15 protein-coding genes are annotated in these 15,470 nt (G+C 43.9%); 9 read left to right on the top strand and 6 right to left on the bottom strand.

All coding sequences use genetic code 11. The annotated features are described in order from the left end of the window. Positions 1 to 75 precede the first annotated feature (75 nt). The gene (locus tag MKY19_RS05800) at positions 76 to 714 is read left to right on the top strand and encodes a pentapeptide repeat-containing protein (RefSeq protein ID WP_339801138.1); all 639 of its coding nucleotides are present in this window, start codon (positions 76 to 78) and stop codon (positions 712 to 714) included. Positions 715 to 727: 13 nt separating this feature from the next. On the opposite strand, the gene MKY19_RS05795 is transcribed toward MKY19_RS05800, so the two are convergent. Beyond that, entirely contained in the window at positions 728 to 1,198 is a 471-nt protein-coding gene (locus tag MKY19_RS05795) for a SprT family protein (protein ID WP_081382729.1), read from the bottom strand. A 120-nt stretch (positions 1,199 to 1,318) separates the two neighbouring features. Here MKY19_RS05795 and MKY19_RS05790 point away from each other — a divergent pair, with 120 nt between their 5' ends. Both MKY19_RS05790 and cmpA read left to right on the top strand, forming a co-directional pair. Then, positions 1,319 to 1,681: a hypothetical protein gene (locus MKY19_RS05790; RefSeq protein ID WP_042124766.1), complete on the top strand. Its 363-nt coding sequence runs from the start codon at positions 1,319 to 1,321 to the stop codon at positions 1,679 to 1,681. A gap of 65 nt (positions 1,682 to 1,746) precedes the next feature. After that, positions 1,747 to 1,884, top strand: coding sequence for a cortex morphogenetic protein CmpA (cmpA, locus tag MKY19_RS05785; RefSeq protein WP_094874036.1), 138 nt, complete (start codon positions 1,747 to 1,749; stop codon positions 1,882 to 1,884). A 75-nt stretch (positions 1,885 to 1,959) separates the two neighbouring features. Here the strand turns inward: cmpA and MKY19_RS05780 are convergent, their stop codons facing one another. Together MKY19_RS05780 and MKY19_RS05775 are read right to left on the bottom strand one after the other, a co-directional pair. Continuing rightward, positions 1,960 to 2,130, bottom strand: a complete 171-nt coding sequence (locus MKY19_RS05780; RefSeq protein ID WP_156113060.1) for a hypothetical protein — start codon at positions 2,128 to 2,130, stop codon at positions 1,960 to 1,962. A 122-nt stretch (positions 2,131 to 2,252) separates the two neighbouring features. Then, positions 2,253 to 5,615 carry a DUF5107 domain-containing protein gene (locus MKY19_RS05775; protein ID WP_339801135.1) on the bottom strand — a complete coding sequence of 1,121 codons (3,363 nt, stop codon included), beginning with the start codon at positions 5,613 to 5,615 and terminating at the stop codon, positions 2,253 to 2,255. A 174-nt stretch (positions 5,616 to 5,789) separates the two neighbouring features. Here MKY19_RS05775 and MKY19_RS05770 point away from each other — a divergent pair, with 174 nt between their 5' ends. Next, positions 5,790 to 6,683: an AraC family transcriptional regulator gene (locus tag MKY19_RS05770; RefSeq protein WP_339801132.1), complete on the top strand. Its 894-nt coding sequence runs from the start codon at positions 5,790 to 5,792 to the stop codon at positions 6,681 to 6,683. 79 nt (positions 6,684 to 6,762) lie between these two features. Here the strand turns inward: MKY19_RS05770 and MKY19_RS05765 are convergent, their stop codons facing one another. Then, positions 6,763 to 7,257, bottom strand: a complete 495-nt coding sequence (locus MKY19_RS05765; RefSeq protein ID WP_339801129.1) for a DinB family protein — start codon at positions 7,255 to 7,257, stop codon at positions 6,763 to 6,765. Between the two features lie 168 nt (positions 7,258 to 7,425). On the opposite strand from MKY19_RS05765, the gene MKY19_RS05760 reads away from it, so the two are divergent. From MKY19_RS05760 to MKY19_RS05740, 5 genes are all read left to right on the top strand, one after another. Then, positions 7,426 to 7,989, top strand: a complete 564-nt coding sequence (locus tag MKY19_RS05760; RefSeq protein WP_339801126.1) for a CGNR zinc finger domain-containing protein — start codon at positions 7,426 to 7,428, stop codon at positions 7,987 to 7,989. Positions 7,990 to 8,127: 138 nt separating this feature from the next. Further along, positions 8,128 to 9,213, top strand: coding sequence for a stalk domain-containing protein (locus MKY19_RS05755; protein WP_339801123.1), 1,086 nt, complete (start codon positions 8,128 to 8,130; stop codon positions 9,211 to 9,213). A gap of 188 nt (positions 9,214 to 9,401) precedes the next feature. Beyond that, positions 9,402 to 11,294 (top strand): acyltransferase family protein, encoded by a 1,893-nt coding sequence (locus MKY19_RS05750; protein WP_339801120.1) that lies wholly within the window; start codon positions 9,402 to 9,404, stop codon positions 11,292 to 11,294. A gap of 58 nt (positions 11,295 to 11,352) precedes the next feature. Then, positions 11,353 to 11,859, top strand: a complete 507-nt coding sequence (locus MKY19_RS05745) for a sigma-70 family RNA polymerase sigma factor (RefSeq protein ID WP_076298375.1) — start codon at positions 11,353 to 11,355, stop codon at positions 11,857 to 11,859. 1 nt (position 11,860) lies between these two features. Continuing rightward, positions 11,861 to 12,739: a DUF3298 domain-containing protein gene (locus MKY19_RS05740; RefSeq protein WP_339801115.1), complete on the top strand. Its 879-nt coding sequence runs from the start codon at positions 11,861 to 11,863 to the stop codon at positions 12,737 to 12,739. A 66-nt stretch (positions 12,740 to 12,805) separates the two neighbouring features. Here the strand turns inward: MKY19_RS05740 and MKY19_RS05735 are convergent, their stop codons facing one another. Continuing rightward, a complete protein-coding gene (locus MKY19_RS05735) occupies positions 12,806 to 13,330 on the bottom strand; it encodes a GNAT family N-acetyltransferase (protein ID WP_339269241.1) in 525 nt (174 codons plus the stop codon). A gap of 6 nt (positions 13,331 to 13,336) precedes the next feature. Then, positions 13,337 to 15,316, bottom strand: a complete 1,980-nt coding sequence (locus MKY19_RS05730) for a translation factor GTPase family protein (RefSeq protein ID WP_339801111.1) — start codon at positions 15,314 to 15,316, stop codon at positions 13,337 to 13,339. Positions 15,317 to 15,470: the final 154 nt, after the last annotated feature.

The raw sequence follows: 15,470 nt of genomic DNA, 5'->3' as shown, positions 1-15,470 counted from the left end.
GAAAATTGACAAATCTGCTGAACCCTAAGATAGTTAATTTAATTAGAAACGAGCATTCATTAAATGGAGGTACATATGAAATTCAAAATGGATTCACCAAAAATATCAGATCCAGACGCTCTACTCCCTGAGCAAATATACTCGCTGCAAACCAAAGATGAATTCAGTCGTTGCAGCATAAGCGATACAGTTATTGATAATCAAGAGGCGAATAAAGTCAGCTTTGATCAAGTGGTTTTTAAAAATGTTACGATTATCGAGTCGTCCTTAACTGGGATTGAACTGATGGATGTAATTTTTGAGCGATGCGATCTATCCAATGTGGATTTTACGAATGCAATTATTCATCGAACCGAATTCAGGAACTGCAAGCTCATCGGTACGGATTTCACAAGAGGCAGATTCCAGAATGTTCGCGTGGTAGATTGTATCGGGGATTTCGCAACATTTCGAATGGCTAATCTGAAGCAGGTTGCTTTTGAGAATAGTTCATTGATGAGCTCTGATTACTACCAATCGAATTTCCAGAAAGTCAGCTTCAGCGAATGTAATATTGATCAAGCCACATTGTCAGGATCAAAGCTTAACGGGATCGATCTTAGTGACTGCGAGTTTAGTGGCTTGATCGTGGATATACAAGATTTGGAGGGATGTGTCATTTCGCCTCAGCAAGCTGTTTCCTTTGTGGGATTGATGGGTCTGGTTATAAAATAACGTGCTGTTCGACTTACTGGACTTCCAGCGCTAGCAGCTTCAGCTTACCCGAGCATTTGCCGCAGCGGTAGCGCTTGGGGTCTACTTTTCGCTTACGCGGATACTCCATAGCACATGCTGTACAGATCAGCTTGTACCGGTAAGGGAGTGACTTTCGAGCTTTCGCACCCGGCAATGTCTGACAGTAGCGACTCCCGCCGACTTGTGCCAGCAGTCTTTTGAAATCAGTGTCACGATGCATATACCCTCGCTTCGCCAAATGCAGATGATAATGACAGAGCTCGTGTTTTATAATCTTCTCCGTCTCTTCTCTACCGAACATAGCAAGCTGATGGGGATTAATCTCTATATTATGGCTCTTGGTAAAATATCGACCGCCTGTTGAAGATAATCGGCTGTTAAAGCTTGCCTTGTGCCTAAAGGGTACGCCAAAGCTGTCCCGTGATACCTGCTCAATCCACAGCTGCAGCTCTTCGTTGCTCATCGTTTCCATAGCGTTCTATCACAAGTCCTTTCCACGGGAATTAAGATCTCTACTTGAATTGTAACTTGTGCATAGGCTAAACTGTCAAGAAGGAAGACAAGTACGGAGGGAGAATAACTAATGCCGAAAATGCGGTATGTAATTTTGCAGCAACATCAAGAATTGCAATTCGTGGAAATGCCCGAGGAATATGCGTACCAGCTAAGTGCGCTCAATTTACGTCTAAACAAAGAAATCGACAAGCTGACAGCCGATAATGTACCGGATCTGCCCTTAGCCATTGCTGAGTGTGATTCATTGGATCTGCTACGCGAAGATTACTCCCTGGAGTCCGGTCTGGATTATATCAATAGATTGGAACAGGCCTTTGCCTCTGTTCAGGAGCAAAAGAACTATCCACTCATCTCCCTGCTGACCGAGATTCGGGCGCTGCAAGCGCAATTAGAGCAATGGTACGAAGAGGAAGCAGAAAGCATTCTGTAAATCGTCACCTTTAGGCTCATTTCTCCATATGCTAACTTACGTAAGCAGTTAGAGGAGTGATACCCTTGCCACAGTGGCTCTGCCATCAACTGATGAAAGCCTATTACAAAAAAGACCGCCGTCAGATCAAGCTGCTGAACGAGTGCTGGTTCTTTTATCGTAATTCTGCGGAATCACCGGATTCCATCCAGAGAAATTTATAGGATTCGTTCAATTCAAAAATCCATCCCGCTACTTACAGGGGATGGATTTTTGTATAGGATTCGTTGGAATCCGAATTAGAACATAGGGAATACATATCTGACCAAGAAGAAAAGTGCTCCGAAAAAAATAATAATATAAGCAGCGTATTTAATAAAGGTAGATGCGACAACACTGGAATCCGATTTCCGTTGCACCTCTGTATGCTCCACTTCAACGCTTCTATCTTTATAGCCCGGTTCCATCATCAATCTCTCCTTTCGAATATAGGCTGGTAGATAGTCTCCATTAACCCGGGGCTTTCAGAGTTGAAACAAAATTCCAAATCGAACCAGTTATTTTCCTTCATCATGAAACTGCTTTATTTCTTTTATGATTCCAAGCACATCGCCTTGTGAATTCGAGCTCCCTGATGGTTCGGCTCCAAGTGCAACGCTTCTTCAAATCGTTCTTTCGCTTCTGCCATTTTCCCTAAGCCTAATAAACCTAAACCCATCATGAACAAGCAATGAATTTGATTGCGTCTATTCAGATCATCCTCAAATACGAGGAAATCAGGTAAGGATACGGCAAAATAATCAATCTTCACCTCATCAAAGAGATGTCTTTCTGCGAAATCGATCAGCTTATTAAAACGCCGGTTCGCTTCCTTCGGATGATTCAGCTGTACCCATGCTAAGCCCTGATAGAAGATCATTTCTGGCGGCTGATCGTTGTAGTACATCGCGCTGGCTGGTTCTTTCAAGCCTTGAGACGCAATCGCCCAGTGTCGTGCAGCTTCTTGCATCTTGCCTAATCCGTTATAAGCCACACCAAGCTCGTAATACACATTATTCTCTTGCGCACCATCGAGCTTACCCTCACCTAAATTCTCTGGATAATGAAGCGCACGTGTTAATAATGAGATAGCCTCTTCATATTGGCCTACCTGATTCGCCTGCTTACTCAGTTCAACAAGCGCCAAAACATATTGCCCCGTAGCTTTCCCTTCGCCACCTTCCCATGGATGGAATTGGCGTCGTAATAGAACTGACAAAGCAACTTCATACTTGCTAAGCAAATTCAGTAGGGTCACATATTCAAGGTATAGATCATCCCGCTTCTCCACCAGCTCCATATGCTGTTGAAGTCTTGCCATACGCTCCTGAGCAGAAACACCCATCTTCTTATACAATTGGTCCAGCTCGTAGAATACTCTCGCATCATTCGTATTGCACTGGAAAGCTTGTTCAAGTGACTGCAAGGAAGCCTCAGCATCATTACGCTTATTGTAATAAGCAAGCGCAAGATTACGATGAACCGTCGGGAAACGATCATCAAGCGCGACGGATTGCTCCCAATGGCGAATGGCATCGTCGGTACGTTTTTTATCATAGAATAGATTTCCTAGATAATAATGAGCCTTACTATCTAGCGGATTGCAGGCAATCGCGCTTTCTAATACCTGCAGCTCAAACAAGCTGTTCGGGAAGCAATAATCAGAAGATGCGGATTGAGCAAGCTGAAGCTGCGCTGTCGCATCTTCCTCACGGCCCATTTTCTCGTGTACATAAGCCAATGTGTAATGCACCATCGGATAATTGGGTTCATTCGATATCCTACGAATTTGCTCTAACACCTGTGCAGCTTCCGCGAACAATCCACTACCTGCATAATCGGAAGCTAAATTTAAATAGTTATGCACATCGTTTCGCATGAACCGTGCAAGCTTCATCTGAGCCTCAGCTGCTTCCTCTTGTCGCCCGAGCAATGTAAGCGTAAGCACTCTCTCATAGGCTGCCCCGAAGTCCGCGATATCTAGTTTCAATGTCTCCTCTGCGAATGTAATCGCCTCAGAGTAACGTCCAAGCTTGCGTAAGAATGCTGTTTTTACATGTCTTGATTTATAGTTTCTTGTGTTACGTGCCAAAGCTCTAGTTGCGAGCTCCAACGCTTCTTCATACGCCCCACGTTCACAAGCAATTTGACTCAATGCATAGTATCCACTGTCTTGGAATGCTGCAGACCATACCGCCTTGTAGAAGGCAGCAAATGCTTCTTCCTTGCGATCCTGCAGTCTGAGAACTACACCAAGCTGATAGTATGCTTCACTATCATATGGATTCGGATTGCGCCAAGTCAGCGATCGTATAGCCGTACGGAAATGATTTTCCGCTTGCTTGAACAATCCTCGACGAAGCAGCAGCGTCCCATAAGCCACATTAAGCCGAATATCGGATGCATCTCTTCTTAAGCCTTCTTCATAATAATGCTCTGGCTCGAACGTGGCATGACGGTATTGCTCCAGGTGAACTCCAGCCAAATATAACTGCTCTGTGCTTTTTAATTCTTCCGGTAGTGGAAGTGGCTTAGCTGCATCTGGAACCTGTTCAATGCTAGGCTTCGCTGGACGATAAGATATGAGGCTGTTTCCGTTCACATCAAACACCGTTAGGATTAAGTGATGCGGCTGATCCACTTTATCTAACGTAATGACAGATTTATAGGTTAATTCTGGTGAGAGCGTAACGGTATCCTTCACGTACGTTCTATGCTGACCTCTAAGTTCAATAACCGCTCCCTCGAATACCGAAGTTCCATAGGCCATCACAGTGGCAGTCTGTAAAGTCTCATCCACCTCAAGATTAACGGCGGCATCAATAGAAGCATTTTTCACAACACCGATGTTCTTATATGGCATGAAATATTGTGTAAATGACTTCTCTTCATACGGCTGGAGCCAAGTGAAATCGGGTTGATTATCCGTAAATACCCCTGTCATTAATTCAATATAGGGTCCATCCTCATCGGTTAAATTACGGTCCCACGCTTGACCAAATTCGCCGTTCCCCCAAGTCCACTGCTTTTTACCCGGAGATACATGGTGATTCGCTACGTGAAGCAGACCCGCTTCAACCCCATGATCATAACCACCCACGAAATTATAATCGGATTTGTACGCCATGTATGACGTAGGAACAGGAATATTTTTATAGCGTGAAATATCTACGCCTTCGGAATAGTCCATCTTGTAATACGTTCCTGTTGCAATAGGGAATCTGGACACATCACGCTTACCATGGTCGAATACGGCTGTGACATCCGGTGGAAACACCGATTGCGTATGGTCATTGACTGCAACCGCAGGGTTTGCCCACCATAAGAAGGTTTGTGGCTCCGAAGTTCGGTTATATAGCTGTGCTGTAACTTCGAGATAGGCTTTTCCAGGATGCAGCGTGAAGCCCGTTGTGACCTTCGTTCCATACATCCGGTCAATTTCACTCACCCATACGGTTGCACTGCCATCTTCATTCTCCGTAATTACATGCTCCACAGGGCCAAACGTGTTCGGACGATGATGCTGCGGCCAGTTAAATTCAATTCCACCTGAAATCCATGGTCCTGTCAGACCAACAAGCGCAGGTTTAATCACGCGATTATAATAAACAAAATCATAATTGTTTGTCTTATCCAGAGCACGATAGATACGGCCGCCAATTTCAGGCATGATCTCGATGCGTACATATTCATTTTCGAGCATTACCATCTGATACGATTTCATTTCTTTCTCATCCATAATTTTATCAACCACAGGATGTGGATATACTCGCCCCGAGCTGCCTTGATAGACTCGCTTCTCGAGGAACATTGGATTTTTATCGGGTTCACCTGTTTCATAGGTAGGAATTTCAACCATTTCCTCCCATATGCGGACGCTGTTCGTTAAGATTGCAGAAGGCTCTTTCATACTCATTTCGTTCTCTCCTCCTTCGTGATATAGCTCTAATTTATCGTTGTATGCGCTTTTAAACAATTGACGATAATCTGTAACTGATGGACAATATTCTTATCCTAAAAATAATATTCTCCTTATGAATAGGTTGTTAATTCAAATAAATAAATTATGTTCTTAAAAAGGAGGGTTATCATGACAGATATCTCATTAAAGCCGGATGGCTTCGATGAGCAGAAGCTTTTTGTGCTGCCCGATTTCATGATGAATGAATTACATGAGAATCCGTTAACAAATTCCTTCTATGTAAGTGACATTGGCTGCTTCCCAAGAGCGAAGTTTCATTATCGAGAGCGTCCACAAGGATGTGACTCGCATATTCTTATGTATTGCGTAGAGGGTGAAGGGTGGATGGAGAGTCATCACAATAAGCTGATTCAAATAAAAGAACGGCAATTAGCTGTCATTCCTGCCGGAACACCCCATCGATATGGTGCTTCAGATGTGAATCCCTGGACGATCTACTGGATGCATCTAAAAGGAACGCATGCCGCTGCGTTGATTCAAACTTATGCCATGGACGTAGAGCCGCTAACCTTTACACTGAACCTTCATACCCAATGGATCGAAGATTTCGAGCAATGTTATGCCCTGTTATCGGATAAGCCTTATGCCATGCGTAATCATATCTATGTGTCTCAGTGCATTCGTCATCTGATCAGCCACGTGGGATTGAGTACCATGAACTCTGCGCAAGATAAAAAGAACGAACGTTATCTTGAGCAAGCCATTCGCTACATGACAGATCGAATCAACAGCTCCATTTCACTCCCGGATGTAGCGAAGCATATGGGGTTATCGAAGCAGCATCTAATTTATCTATTTAATCAAGAAACCGGGGTTCCCCCGATTGAATTCTATCTGCGCCTCAAAATGCAGCGTGCCAGTCAACTGCTGGCATTAACCGATCTACATATTAAAGAAATCTCTAGTGCTATCGGGATGCAGGACCCCTACTACTTTTCTAGATTGTTCAAAAAAATAATGGGATGCTCGCCGACTCAATATCGAAGCACCCCAAAAGGTTAAAATAAAGAAAAGCCACACGACCGCTGCACCAGGTAAACCAGTATAGTGGAGTGTGGCTTATATTTTTATTGTAGAGGTTCTAATTAAAACTACGGTTGGAAACCCAGGAGCCTTGCAGTTTACGAAGCATAATAATTTGTCCGGTGTGGTATGAATCATGCAGGATAAGACTCATTACCTCTTCCCCTGGGGCATGACCCGAACCACCCCAATCATATGCGCCTTCTTCCAACGCCTCAATGATTTCTCTAAGAGCAGCGTGCACGTCCTTCAGGTCTGCAACGGCCTTCGCCCATGCTTCTTCCCCTTCCGTTGTTACAGTAAAGGTATCATCGTTGCTTTCAGCATCAGGTTGTTTGGGCAACCCTTTTAACTTTCGCAGCAAACGCACCTTATAATATGTTAGATGGTTAACCGTCTCCCAGATGGAATTGACTGTACCCCCCTCTGGCTTCCAAAGTGCCTGTTTACTGTCCACGCCTTCCAGTGCATCACTTAACGGCGGGGCCCAATCCTCGATATCCATGCAATAATCCCAATTTTGCAGCAGAACCTCACTGATTTTATTTTGCATGTTCAACCTCCTAATACTTACTGAATTATGTAACTACTTAAACCATCATATAGTGGTTACATTAGAAATGTAGCATATTTCCAGCATTCAATCAAGTAACTAGCTAATCACAATTTTAACTGTTACAATCGTTGTAATCGAGAGTTGTGCGGAAAGGATGAACAGGACTTGTTGTGGGAGGATTTCATTAATAGTTACTGGCGGGATTGGCGAACAGGAGATAAGAATAAGGATCGGGATGAACTCGAAGATCCGGAGTGGATTGCGAAATGGCTGAAGAAGCATGCTCTGTTAGAAACACAGCTGCCGAATACGATAGAACTGGAACAGCTAAAGAAGCTTCGATCCCTACTATGGGACTGGGTACAGACTATTGTACAAGGAAAATCGATGGATGGAGAAATGCTGAAGCAGCTCAATATCTATATGGACAAGGGTCCTGTTACGCGGCGAATGATATGGAAAAGTGCCGAGCAAGCGGAGATTTCATTATTGCCACTACATAGCGGTTGGGAGCAGGTGATGGCGGAGATAGCGGCGTCTTTTGCGGAGGCTTTGCTTGAAAAAGAACCCTCAAGATTCCGTATCTGCGAGAATCCTAATTGTCTCTGGGTGTACTATGATGATACACGCAACCGCTCTAAGCGGTACTGCGATGACAAGGCCTGTGGCAACCTCATGAAGGTGCGGCGGTTCCGGGCGCGGAAGAAGGCTGAAAAGGGTTCGGAGTGACTATCAAAGGAACTCTTGCGGGATGACGAATTTCGATCAACATTTATCCCCCCCAAACTTTTCAACACTCCTAATACGTCTTGCTAGTAAGTGCGCTAATAACACACTTATTACAACTAAATGGAGCGTGAACAAACAATGAAAAAGAGCCCTTTTAACGTATTGAAGTTTGGTGTAGTCGGATTAACGGTTATGGGAATAAGCGCTGGCATGTTACCAATGAATGGCACTGCTTTTGCTGATGCAGTGAACACGACTAAGCCTGCCATCAATGCCCCGATTTCAGCTGTAACGATTTCCACCATCAATAACACTGGGATCCAAATCAAAGAAGTAATTCTCACATCTTCAACGGAGCTTCTGAATACAAATATTAAAGTGCCACAGATCGTAGGTATGTTGGATACGAAGGCTCAAGAAGAGATCAACAGTGTCATTCTCTCTAATGCGCAGAAAGACCTTGCTCTTTGGGAAAAGGATGCAACTGAAGCAGCTGCAGACGCTAAAAAGGCTGGTTTTGAGTATCGCCCATATGAGCTTAATATTATTTATGACTTAAAGGAAAATAAAACGGATAACCCTTCTGGAATGATATCACTTGTCGTTACTTCTCAAGGTGAAACTGGTGGAACGGGTATGCCTCGTGTAGATACATACAATGTATTTAATACGAAACAAGCGAAGCGGATTGCCTTGTCAGATTTCTTTGGAAACGACTTTAAGGAAAAGTTGAATGCCGGTATCCTTGCGAAGATCAATGAGGAACCTGAGAACTATTTTATTGAGGATTTCAAAGGGATCGACGAAGAACAAGGTTTTTATATTGAAAATGGTGAGGTTGTCATCCTCTTCCCTAAATATAGTATTGCTCCAGGCGCCATGGGAACTCCTGAATTTCGTTTCAGTACCCATATTACGAACAACCCGAAGCTCGATTTAAGTACAATAGCTACATTTAAGAATGCTAATGGGGTTTCAATGGTGTCATTACGAGATGTGGCGAATCGTTTAGGATATGAAATCAAGTGGAATCAAACGTCGCGCTCAGCTGAGCTAAAGAAAGGTGCACAGTGGACAAATGTTACCTTAGGTAAAGATTCTTACTTTTTTGCCAAAATGGCTCCTGTCACTTTAGGTACTGCTCCTATCCTAAAGAACGATACGATATACGTTCCGGTTAAAATGGTTACCGATATTTTACGTGTGGAAATTAAGAACGGCTAATTAGGCTAATGGCATTCCAGAATGATTTTTTGTTCTAGAATGCCTTTTTAAATTCATAGGCACTTGTGTACCGATTTCTGATCCATTCATGGTCACTCCTTTATTTACCAAGAGAAGTTAAGAACTTTTTTAAGTTAGTCATACGTCTTGCTGACATAAGACAACTGATGACGAAGGAATGAACTACCATGAAAGAAATCAAGGTTACACCATCGACTAACTCTTTAGAACCTGACAATTCCACGACTAGAAGGCGTTATATGCCGGGAATAGATGGACTTCGCGCACTCTCTGTGATCGCAGTTATTGCGTATCATCTCGACCTCAATTGGGCTCCAGGGGGACTTATAGGGGTCGGAATATTCTTCGTTCTGTCTGGATATTTGATCACGGATCAAATCATCCAAAGGTGGAAGCAAGACCGACGGTTCGACCTTAAAGATTTCTGGATCAGACGAGCGCGACGGCTATTGCCTGCTATGTTTGTCATGCTTTTTGTCACTGCTATGTGGCTTCTGTTGTTCGATCGTTCACGATTAGCAGCATTACAAGGGGACTTTATATCTTCAACGTTATACTTCAATAACTGGTGGCTTATTTTTCACGATGTATCTTATTTCGAGAGCTTTGGACCTCCTTCTCCTATAGGTCATTTGTGGTCGCTCGCTATTGAGGAACAGTTCTACTTCATTTGGCCATTGGTTATTATTGTAGGGTTACGCCTTGCACCTCAACGAGGTAAACTCATTGTGATGTGTCTAACAGGGGCATTCCTCTCGGCACTTGCTATGGCGCTAATCTATCAACCTGGAGTTGACCCAAGCCGAGTCTATTATGGTACTGATACTCGAGCTTTTGCTCTACTGATTGGAGCCGCTCTCGCTCTAGCATGGCCGAGTCAAAATTTGACCGATAAGATTTCACGCAGATCTCGCTATATCCTTGACTTCAGTGGTGCAATCGGATTAATCACCCTCATTCTTATGATTTGGCGGACGAATGAGTACGGACAATCTCTTTATTATGGCGGCTTGGTTCTCGTGTCGATCCTTTCCGCACTTGTAATAGCTGTACTCGCACATCCTGCGAGCCGACTAGCTAAAATCATGGGTTGCAAGCCCTTGCGTTGGATTGGCGTACGTTCCTATAGTATTTACATATGGCATTATCCAGTCATCATTCTAACTAATCCTACAGTAGATACAGGTGGGTTCGATGGTTTCCGTGTTCTTTTTCAGCTGGGAGTTAGCCTCCTATTAGCCTCACTATCGTGGAAATATATCGAAGAACCTATTCGTCAAGGTTTATTAGGAAGATGGTGTACTAAATTAAGCATTCGTCTGCAATTCAAGATTCGACCCTTATTCATCTTTATTGCAGTCCCGTTAATCATATTGTCCATATCCTGCAGTAGCAACTTGGATACTAAGATATCCGCAGATCCGAATACAGGCACTATTACTAATCCCGATAAGAATGAACATAATGTCACACTAGTACCCCCTCAAAATGTACCAACACCTACGCCTGTACCTGTACCTGTACCTGTACCAGTACCATTAGATCCACCGAAGAAGCCAGAACCTCAGCCTCAGGTAGAAGAAGCAGGTAAAGGTGTTACTGCGATAGGTGATTCCGTAATCCTCGATGCTGCTCCTTATCTACAAGAACTTCTGCCAGGCATTGTTATCGATGGTAAGGTAGGCAGGCAGATGTCACAGGCACAAGAAGTGGTCGATAAACTTAGGACGAAGGGGAAACTTGGCACTCGAGTGATCATTAATCTAGGTACAAACGGAGCTTTTAACTCCAATCAATTGCGGAAATTACTTATTTCACTTGAAGATGTTCAGCAAGTCGTACTAGTAAACACACGTGTACCGAAAAAATGGCAAAATACTGTGAATACCTTGCTTAAGAAAGTGGCTTTAGAATTCCCCAATGCTATGGTTGTAGACTGGCATTCCTCAAGCGAAGGAAAGGATTCTTACTTCTATGAGGATGGCGTTCATCTAAAACGAGAAGGTGCCAAATCCTATGCCGCACTTGTAGCTAAAGCCATACAAAAGGAGAATCAATGAGAATAGTAATCTAACAAACTAAAGCTACGCAATATAAAAAGAGAAGGGTTTTACGAATATGCTTAAGAGGAATAAAGAGAAATTACTCACTCTTTGTATTACAGATAACAAGGAGAACATATACCGTCTAGCTTACAGCTATGTGAAGAACAAAGAGGATGCATTAGATGTTGTTCAGGATTCGATTTATAAAGCTCTCTCCTCTATAGGGTTGCTAAAAAAACCAGAATCCGTAAAGAGTTGGTTGTTTAGAATCGTAGTAACTACCTCACTAGATTTTCTGAGGAAACATAAAAGAGTTCAACCGGTAGATGATGAAGCACTCGACTTTTTTATCCCTGGTGCGGTAGACGTGTATCCAGATATTGATTTAGAAAGATCGCTGGATGATCTCCCCCTTAAGTATCGAAATGTCATCGTCCTTAGATATATCGAAGATTTAAAGATCGAGGAAGTTGCGGAAGTATTAAATGAAAACGTCAATACAGTAAAGACTAGACTATATCAAGCACTCCAGTTATTAAGAGTCAACATGCAGGAAGAATCCTCAAAGGAGATCAATTAGAATGGATAACCAAATCAAAAAAATTATAGAAGATTATAACAAACTCCCTATTCCTGAGGAATTAGATTTCGTTGTAAGTAAAGCATTAAAGAAAAGGAAGATAAGAAGAATACGTTACCAGTGGATATCTGGAGTTTGTGCGGCAGCCCTATTTTTCGTAATTGGAATTAATGTCAATGTTAACATTGCCAATGCCTTCTCTGCTATACCTGGTGTAGACAGTATTGTTAAAGTGCTAACTTTTAGAGAATACAGAGTGGATGAACAGACCTATAATGCAGACATAAAGGTCCCCATCATTACTAACCTAGAGAATAAAGAGCTGGAATCGACTCTGAATGAAAAATATCTCGAAGAAAACAAAAAACTATATGATGAGTTTCAAGCAGAGATGGAGTCTTTAAAGCAATCCGGAGAGGGGCATTTAGGGGTCGACACAGGCTTTGAGGTTAAAACGGACAATTCTGAGCTATTTGCTATTAGCAGATACGTGGTAAATACCGTAGGTTCATCGTCAACAACAATGCAGCACGATACGATAGACAAGAAGAATCAAATCCTGCTAAGTCTGCCTATGTTATTTAAGGATGATCGATATATCAGTATCATAAGTGAAAATATTAAAGAACAGATGCGCTCCCAAATGAAAGCAGATAAAGATATGTTCTACTGGATTTCAACAGATGAACCCAATGAAGACCTTTTTTATCAATTTGAAAATATAGCTAAAGATCAAGATTTCTATATCAACGATAAGTACCAGCTGGTTATTTCCTTTAACAAATATGATGTGGCTCCTGGCTACATGGGCGTTAGAGAATTCATCATTCCAACAGATGTAATTGCAGATGTTCTGGTCAGCCGTACGTACATTAAATAAATCATTATGAGACTCATAAGGGGTATGCGTTTTGTATCCCTTATGAGTCTTTTTTTGCGTGAAAAGTCATTCATCAATCCCTATGCCTCTAATGTCTTGCCATCCTATTTTTATTTCTTCTAATAATTCATTCCCTATCTTAACTTCTATACTTGAGATAGACTCTCCCCCAACGCTGTGGTAGAAATGAATCGCCGGATTGCCCACCAGCACCCAAGTCATGAACGAGCTATAATTTTTCTTCAATAAATTCTGTGCTACACTTCTTATGAGCTGCTTCCCTAGACCTTTTCCTTGGTGTTCCTTAAGCAAATAAAGTGCGTAAAGCTCCGCATCGTAGAGATCCGGCTCTCTTCGCGCCCCTCCATTTGCAAAGCCAATGATCATCCCAGACTCATCTTCAGCAACATACATTACCTCGTCTTTATTGGGATTTTCAAAATTCTGAATCCAGCGCTTCCTTCTAGCTTCTACTGTGAAATTATCAAGAAACTCGTCTGATATTAGTCCTTTATACGTGGTTTTCCAACTCGTAGCGTGGACGAAAGCGATCCCGTCTATATCACTAGCTGTTGCTTCTCTGATCTTCATTTTATCTCACCCCTGCAGCGCCTTTCGCACGCTTAATATATATTTCGCCTGATCTAATGGATTCACGCCCCGGCGGGTGCGCTCAGCGGATACGTCTGGAGGACATTCTTCATAGCCGGCAAAAAAAGAAGTGAACGTGCTACGCCCCTTCGTATAGGAGCTTAAAGTAACAGGATAATCAAGCGACGTTGCCAGCGGCAGACGGCCTTCGATGATCATCCGCTCGCCTTGCAGCACAGGTGGCTCGAAGGTGCCGCGCATCTGAACCAGGTCGTTCATCACTCGGCCGCCATTCTCCTCAGGGACAACGATGCGAACCTGAAGAATCGGCTCCAGTAGTTTAGTGCCTACCCGCGCGAGTCCATCCATAATCCCCATAGGAGTCGCTACGGCAAAATCCAGCGGATGGGTATGCCATACATGATGCTGTCCCTCGATTAAGGTCACTTTAAGATCGGTAACCTCCCAGCCGTACAAGCCCTGTTGCAAGGCTTCTGGTACACGCCGTGCGGTCTCGCTCTGATATTGCGGCAGCAGATCGGAACTCCGCACTACCGAATCATAAACTAAACCACTGCCAGGAGGTCCGGGCTCAATTTGAAACCGCAGAATCGCCCAGCACGGCTTCGGCATCGTATAAGCGATAAAGCCTTGCCCAGCAGAGGCTGGCGTTTCTTTATAGATGACAGAAGGCTGACCGAAGGTAACCTTCAGCGCATACCGCTCCTCCAGAACACTATTCAGAATCTCCAGCTGAATAGGTCCCATTACTTTGATATGCAGCTCTCGCTCATCCTGCAGCCACTGCGCATCCAAGAGCGGATCTTCATCCGCCAGCTCCTGCAATGCTCCGATAACCTTATGGTCATCCATATCGGTTCCCCAGAATACGCGCACCGTTAGCAGCGGTACAGCCAGCTTCGCTTCCTCCGGAATCGCCTCCGGATGGCCGAGTACATCTCCGATCCGTACCCCTGAAAGACCATAGATTACAGCGATATCCCCCGCTTCAAGCGATCCGACATCCTCAGTACGACCACCCTCGACCTTGCGGATCTGGGTCACTTTTCCCTGAATATTCTGCGTGTAGTTCATTACCGTATCGCGGTTACGGATCGTTCCTTCATAAAGGCGGACAAACGCCATTCGCCCCATGCTTTTATCACGCTGAATATTGTAGACAATGCCGGACACCGGCCCCTCAACATTGCCACCAGCTCGCGGAAAATACTCAACCATCGCGTCCAGCAATGCAGTAATGCCAAGCCCCTTGGCGGCAACACCATAAACCATTGGGAAGAAGCGTCCTGAAGCGGAAGCTGTCTTCATATATTTTTTCCAAGCTGCAAGATCAATCGAACTACCTGACATATACGTCTCTAGCAGATCTTCATCCCGCTCAGCCAATGCCTCCAACAATTCAGTCTGTGCAGCAGGATCGGCATCGCTCCCCCACAAATCTATTGCGCCTATGTACTCCTGCTCTTTCCCGGTGGGTTGCTGTACAGGAATGATATCACTAGACAAATAATTTCGCGCTTGCGCCAGCACAGCCTCAGGGTCTGCACCTACACGATCCATTTTGTTCATAAAAATAAGCGTCGGTATTCCCAGCTTCCTCAGCGCGTTCCAAATCATCTCACTTTGAGCCTGCACACCCTCTACCGCCGACAAAATTAGCACCGCACAATCCATCACTCGCAAAGACCGTTCAACCTCTGACAGAAAATCGACGTGTCCTGGTGTATCAACGAGGTTGATCTGCACACCCTTCCATTCAAAAGAAGCTAATGCCGCCCGAACGGATATTCCTCGTTGCCGCTCCACATCCATAGAATCGGTCAATGCTGTCCCACTGTCTACACTGCCGAGCGCTCGAATGCGACCGCTTTCATACAAAATATGCTCTGTTGTTGTTGTCTTGCCGGCATCCACATGGGCAAATATCCCCACATTAATCCGTTTTGCTCCCTGCTGCTGAATCATCTATAGTACCCCTATCATGAGCTAGATTGATCTAAATTTATATTGTACACATCCTTATGTCTCATAGTAATACATCCCTCCTTGTTGTTCCACCCTCCTACTAAATTGGTTAAATTCAGCTATGCCGGGTATGTAATTACTAAGTAAGAAGTCT

Source organism: Paenibacillus sp. FSL R5-0744 (assembly GCF_037972555.1).
Lineage (GTDB): Bacteria > Bacillota > Bacilli > Paenibacillales > Paenibacillaceae > Paenibacillus_AQ.
The sequence above is the reverse complement of the archived record's forward strand: the minus strand, read 5'-3'. Positions and strand labels throughout refer to the sequence as shown.